Here is a 6,000-nt window from a genome sequence, read left to right on the forward strand (position 1 = left end):
TTCAAGGCTATGCAAGAACACAAAAAGCGGCTGCCCTACAACAAGCAGCCACTCTTTATTATTTTTTATTATTTTATTTATTTCTTTCCACCAAAGATAAATCCCATAAATCGGATATAAGTATACACAACCAGAACAACCGCAATAATCGTCTCGATCAATACCACATATTTCAGGAACGGCATCGGATGTCCCATATTCATTGCACATGCCATCGTCTGTTTTGAAGCGATCGCACTGATGACAAATGGGAAGGTGAATGCCGCATAGCTTGGAAAGAATGGCATCTTCAAATAGCCGATTGCTTTTACAAGTGCAAAGATATAGATCACCGTTGCAACTACAAACATTCCCATCAGAAATCCGTAAGATTTCGGCATGACAGACTGTACATATCCTGCGATACAGAGGCTTGTCGGTGCCGCATAGATACAGATCAGTGGTTTTGCTGGATCCGGTACTTCTTTCACCGTCACATAGCGGTATGTAACCAGGATCAGTAACAGGATCAGTGTCACAAATCCAAACCAGAATGCTGCACTTCCGATTGCAAGTTTCTCATAAGCAGGTGCCGTGACTGATGCAACGACAATTCCAACATATACGATATAATAACTTGCGAATACCTTTGGCATCTGCAATTTGAATACAAATTTCACCGTAAAATAAATGATCAGCACGATATGTAATGCGATCGCAAACAGCCAGATATAATAAGCCGCCTGTCCGATGAATGGTTTTACATAGGTACTTAAGATCATAAGTGCCATCGGAAATGTTCCTAATACGCTTGCCATGATCGGATTCTTCATATCTTCCTTCACAGCTCCCGGAAACATAATTAGCTTCAGAAGTGCCAGGATCAGCAGAAATGCTGCGAACACTCCACACACATAACGAATTCCTTCGGAATAGCTCTGAAGCAGGTTACCTAAAGCTGCCGCTCCAAGCATGACTCCGCAGATTGGAACCGGTACTTTTTTGATTACATCTTTCATAATATCTTGTCTTCCTTTCTAGTCTGTATCTATGTATTCTAGATATCTGCAATTGCACGACGTTCTGCCGGTTCATCAATTTCGTCCAGATTCTTGATTCCCAGTTCACGACAGACAATCTGTGCTACTTTCCATGCACACAGTCCTGTGAAAAAGATACATTGTTCTTTGTGCTCACCCTGTCCCATGTTGAATTCTTTTGTCAGAACTCTGCAGCAGATTGCATTCTTCCCATTAGCTTTCTTGAACCAGTCATGCAGTTCGTGAACCAGTTCCATACATTTTACGCTCTTTGGATTGGTTGGCCCGTCCTGCTCTGTTCTTCCGAAGAACATTCCAAGTGCAAGCAGACCTCCGTTGAATGCGCCACAGACACATCCCGATTTGCCTGCTCCGACAGCCATACCGGATGACATTGCGATGACTTCTTTTGGTACATCCAGTTTAAATTCATCACGGATGGTGCACATCAATGCCTCACAACAGTAATACCCGCTTTTAAAATTCTTCTCTGCTGCTCTCTGCACCGCTCTTGGGCTGATTTCTGTTACTCCGATGTTCATAAGTAATTCCTCCTGTTTTCCTTTTATTGAATATTTTCAAAAAACTTCTGTTTTTATTATATATAGATATAACTTATTTGTTAAAATGATATTTTATATATATCACATTACTTATCATGTCTCTCTATATCCATAAATACATATACAAAAAGTCATATATCAGATTCATGCCATTATAATCTGATATATGACTTCTTCCATATTTATTCCATATTTATCCGACCAGATGCATCATATTGATCAGGAAGATCCAGCTCAGTCCATAATATGATATAACCGCTACAAGGTCGTTGACCGTTGTGATAAGTGGTCCGGATGCTACCGCCGGGTCTACATGGATCTTCTTGAAGAACAGTGGAATCAGTGTTCCGACCGCTCCCGAGATTACCATTGCCAGCAGCAGTGAGACTCCGATACATCCGGATACCGCATATGCGAATACAAACGTCTTTCCTTTGAATAATGCAATGTAAAGTCCGATCAGTGCAAACGACAGAATTCCCAGGATCGAACCGTTCGAGAATGCAATCTTCATTTCCTTAAATACCAGCTCTGCCTTCTGCTTTCCGGTCAGCGATTCATCCATCAGTACGCGGATTGTTACAGCCAGTGACTGGGTACCTACGTTACCTGCCATATCCAGGATCAGTGACTGGAAGCACATGATAATCGTAAGCTGGCTTACCACTTCTTCAAATAGACCGACTACAGATGAAACGATCATTCCAAGACCTAATAATACCAGCAGCCATGGAAGTCTCTTCTTGATACTCTCCTTTAACGGCTCCTTCAGATCTTCCTCTGCGGTCAGACCGGCGAACTTCGCATAGTCTTCACCCATCTCATCATCGACCAGGTCTACCATGCTCTGGGATGTGATGACTCCTAGGAGCTTGTTGTCATTATCCAGTACCGGAATCGAATCCTCGGAATAATCTTTCAGTCTCTCAATACAGTCATCGATCAGCTCATTACCATATACATATGGATATGATGTTGCGATCAGATCCTCCAGCAGGGATTCTCTTCTCGCAATGATCAGATCTTTCAGATCCATTGCTCCGTAAAATGTATTATCTTCCGTTACCATAAATAACGTAGAAATGTTATCATTCTTTGCCGCCTGGTCTACCAGACTGCTCATTGCCTGCTTCACCGTCAGATTCTCACGGATCATGATGCAGTTTGTTGTCATTCTGCTTCCGATCTCCTCCTCATCAAAGGAAGCGATGATTGCCATATCCTTTCTGGCATCGTCATCCATTAATTCTATCAGAAGATTCTTCTTCTCCTTTGGCATCATCTGCAGAACATCTACTACAGCATCTGTCTCCATCGCAGACAGGATTGCTGCTGCTTTCTTGATATCCATCTCATCCAGATATTCGGCTGCTGCCTGTTCATCAATATGCTCAAAGATGTCTGAAAGCATGTCCAGATCCAGAATTCTACAGATTTTTCTTCTTTCGGTGATCTTCAGCTGCGGAAATACTTCAGCAAGGTCATTCGCATGATAATCTTCCAGTCTGCTTCTCATAATCCCCGGTGATGTATTGCTTCTGATGATTTCCAGTATTTCAACTGTGTAATCTTTATTTTCCATACCTTTACCTCCTACCCTTTTTTCCTCACGTGAAATATAACCATGGCACAGATTGCCCGGTTTTCTTCACCACAAATACACTGCAGGATATGTAACGATCATATCCTCCATCAACGACTGCTACTATTCACTTGTCATACTCATTGGGAAATAGGATAAGAAATAAAAGAAATCTATAATGTATATCGCAGCGACACTTACATCCAACAGAACCGACTGTTGCTTAATAAACTTTTTTGTTCCCATCCTATGCTGCTACTTCGCCCATGACTATCGCAACCGTCCATTCTGTTCACCTGCCTTTTTCTTTGAATTTTATTATTTATTTTCTAACTATTTTGTGCGGCATATAACTGCCCGCAACATATTATAAACGCTCAGAATATGAATTTCAAGCTTTTCCCCGATACTTTTCCTTAATCCAACATAATGTTTCCGGAGATTTTATTTTTCCGGAATTGTACATAAATATAAACATCTCCGTTCCCGGTTTTTGCAAATTGCTTCCTATGTTATACTGAATTGTTGTTTTTATAAATTAGAGGAATAAAAAAGAGAGAGAGGGTAAAATCAACACATGAACTCATTAAAACCAATGTTACTGACTTCACTGAAATCTTACGACCGTTCCCAGTTTGTAAAAGATGTGACCGCAGGAATCATTGTCGCAATCATTGCACTTCCGCTGTCCATAGCACTTGCACTTGCATCTGGTGTCGGACCAGAAGCCGGAATCTTCACTGCGATTGTTGCAGGATTTGTCATCTCTGCACTTGGCGGAAGCAGTGTCCAGATTGCCGGACCTACTGCTGCATTTGCAACTATCGTTGCAGGTATCGTTGCAAAAGACGGGTTAGACGGACTTGTGATTTCAACCATCCTTGCAGGTATCTTTCTGATCCTGATGGGATTCTGCCATTTTGGAAGTCTGATCAAATTCATTCCATATACGATCACAACGGGCTTCACTTCAGGAATTGCAGTTACGATCGTGATCGGGCAATTGAAAGATTTCTTCGGCATAACTTATCCCGACGGCGTAAAACCAATCGAAACGACCGAAAAATTCAAAGCATTTGCAGAAAATATCTCTACGATAAACACAGATGCCTTAATCGTCGGAATCGTAAGTCTCGCGATCCTGATCATCTCACCGATGCTCTTAAAGAGAATTCCGGGATCGCTGATCGCCGTTATTGTCGGAAGCCTGATGGTACAATTCCTGCCGCTTAAGGTCTCCACGATTGGGAATCTTTACACGATCAGCAATTCCCTTCCTTCATTCCATCTGCCGGAGGTTAATGTACAGATTGTCCAGAATGCGATTCCAAATGCATTTACCATTGCAGTACTTGCTGCCATCGAATCACTTCTTTCCTGCGTTGTTGCAGACGGAATGATCAACGGGAAACACCGTTCCGACATGGAACTGGTTGCACAGGGTGCAGGTAATATTGCTTCTGCTTTATTTGGAGGAATCCCTGCCACAGGTGCAATTGCAAGAACTGCTGCCAATATCAAAAACGGCGGACGTACACCCGTTGCCGGAATAGTCCACTCCGTCACACTGGTCATCGTACTTGTTGTCCTGATGCCATTTGCCGGAATGATCCCGATGCCGACTATTGCAGCGATCCTGTTCATCGTTGCCTATAATATGTGCCAGTGGCGTACATTCACCCATCTGGTGCGCACCGCTCCGAAGAGCGACATCATTGTATTGTTCACCACATTCCTTCTGACCATCCTGTTTGATCTGGTGGTTGCGATTGAGATCGGTATGGTACTTGCATGTCTCCTCTTCATCAAACGTATGAGCGAAGAAACTCATGTAGACAGCTGGGTCTATGTAGATGATGACACCCCGGATGTTGATGAACAACTGAAGGAACTGCCATTGCAGATCCGTGTCTACGAAATCACCGGACCATTATTCTTCGGCGCTGCAGATGCAATCGAACACATTGTTGTCAAAGACTTTACACGCTGTCTGGTTCTTCGTATGCGAAGCGTTCCTGCAATTGACAGTACTGCTATGAACGTATTATTCAATCTTACAAAGGTATGTGAAAATAAAGGAATTACGCTGGTATTCTCGCATGTAAATAAACAGCCTCTGAATGTTATGAAAAAATCCGGATTCGTAGATTTGGTTGGACGTGAGAATTTCTGTCCAAATATATCAGCCGCGCTTAAACATGCGGAAGAGTTAATTCAGTAGTAGATAGAATCTACAGGTATACAAAAAGGCAGAGCACTCTCTGCCTTTTTGTTTCGCCCGCAGCTTCAATTTTCCATTCTGAACGTCCAGATTATCCTCATCCGGATAATTTCCTATCAGTTTTTCAGCTTTTTCTTCTTCCCATTCAACTTCACTTTCCTCTTCTTTTAAATTACAGAAGACTGCTAATTTCTGATTATCCGTTGTTCTTGTATAAGCCATCACTTCCTCTTTATCCTCTTCCAGGAACTGAATCTTTCCTTCTGAAATTACCGGCATTTCTTTCCTGAGAGCAATCAATTTCTTATAGAAATTTAAAATAGAATCATCGTCTTTTTCTTTTGCTTCCGCATTAATCTGCTGATAATTATCTTCTGTCTGTATCCACGGTGTTCCATCTGTAAATCCCGCATTTTAATTGGGATTTAATTCAGGAAGGCTGTGGATACCCGAACCGGAATAAAGCTTGAAAAGGCAAATGCGTAACCGTAGTGGTTTCCACCGGGTTACACTTCCGGGCATTTTATTTATTAACATTCGCTGCCAGTCACGACTTGAAGGAAACAATAGATAAGGATTATTGTGAATGTGGAATGCCGTTAGAAACAATTAGAG

General features: G+C 42.1%; 4 protein-coding genes and 1 pseudogene. 1 reads left to right on the forward strand and 4 read right to left on the reverse strand.

Translation table 11 applies throughout. The annotated features are described in order from the left end of the window. Positions 1–77 precede the first annotated feature (77 nt). The 3 genes from GT508_RS09400 to mgtE form a co-directional block, all read right to left on the reverse strand. Positions 78–998, reverse strand: a complete 921-nt coding sequence (locus GT508_RS09400; RefSeq protein ID WP_117598455.1) for a TDT family transporter — start codon at positions 996–998, stop codon at positions 78–80. 38 nt (positions 999–1,036) lie between these two features. After that, positions 1,037–1,561 carry a C-GCAxxG-C-C family protein gene (locus tag GT508_RS09405; RefSeq protein WP_006426142.1) on the reverse strand — a complete coding sequence of 175 codons (525 nt, stop codon included), beginning with the start codon at positions 1,559–1,561 and terminating at the stop codon, positions 1,037–1,039. A 214-nt stretch (positions 1,562–1,775) separates the two neighbouring features. Then, a complete protein-coding gene (gene mgtE / locus GT508_RS09410) occupies positions 1,776–3,164 on the reverse strand; it encodes a magnesium transporter (protein WP_118309110.1) in 1,389 nt (462 codons plus the stop codon). 577 nt (positions 3,165–3,741) lie between these two features. Between mgtE and GT508_RS09415 the strand changes: the two genes are divergently transcribed. Beyond that, positions 3,742–5,385 (forward strand): SulP family inorganic anion transporter, encoded by a 1,644-nt coding sequence (locus GT508_RS09415; protein WP_161144113.1) that lies wholly within the window; start codon positions 3,742–3,744, stop codon positions 5,383–5,385. Here the strand turns inward: GT508_RS09415 and GT508_RS09420 are convergent. Further along, a pseudogene (locus GT508_RS09420) lies at positions 5,374–5,787 on the reverse strand (alpha-amylase family glycosyl hydrolase); the annotation flags it as partial. The gene GT508_RS09415 and the pseudogene GT508_RS09420 overlap by 12 nt on opposite strands. Between the last annotated feature and the right edge of the window lie 213 nt (positions 5,788–6,000).

It is taken from the genome of Dorea sp. BIOML-A1 (assembly GCF_009875615.1).
Taxonomy (GTDB): domain Bacteria; phylum Bacillota; class Clostridia; order Lachnospirales; family Lachnospiraceae; genus Dorea_A; species Dorea_A amylophila.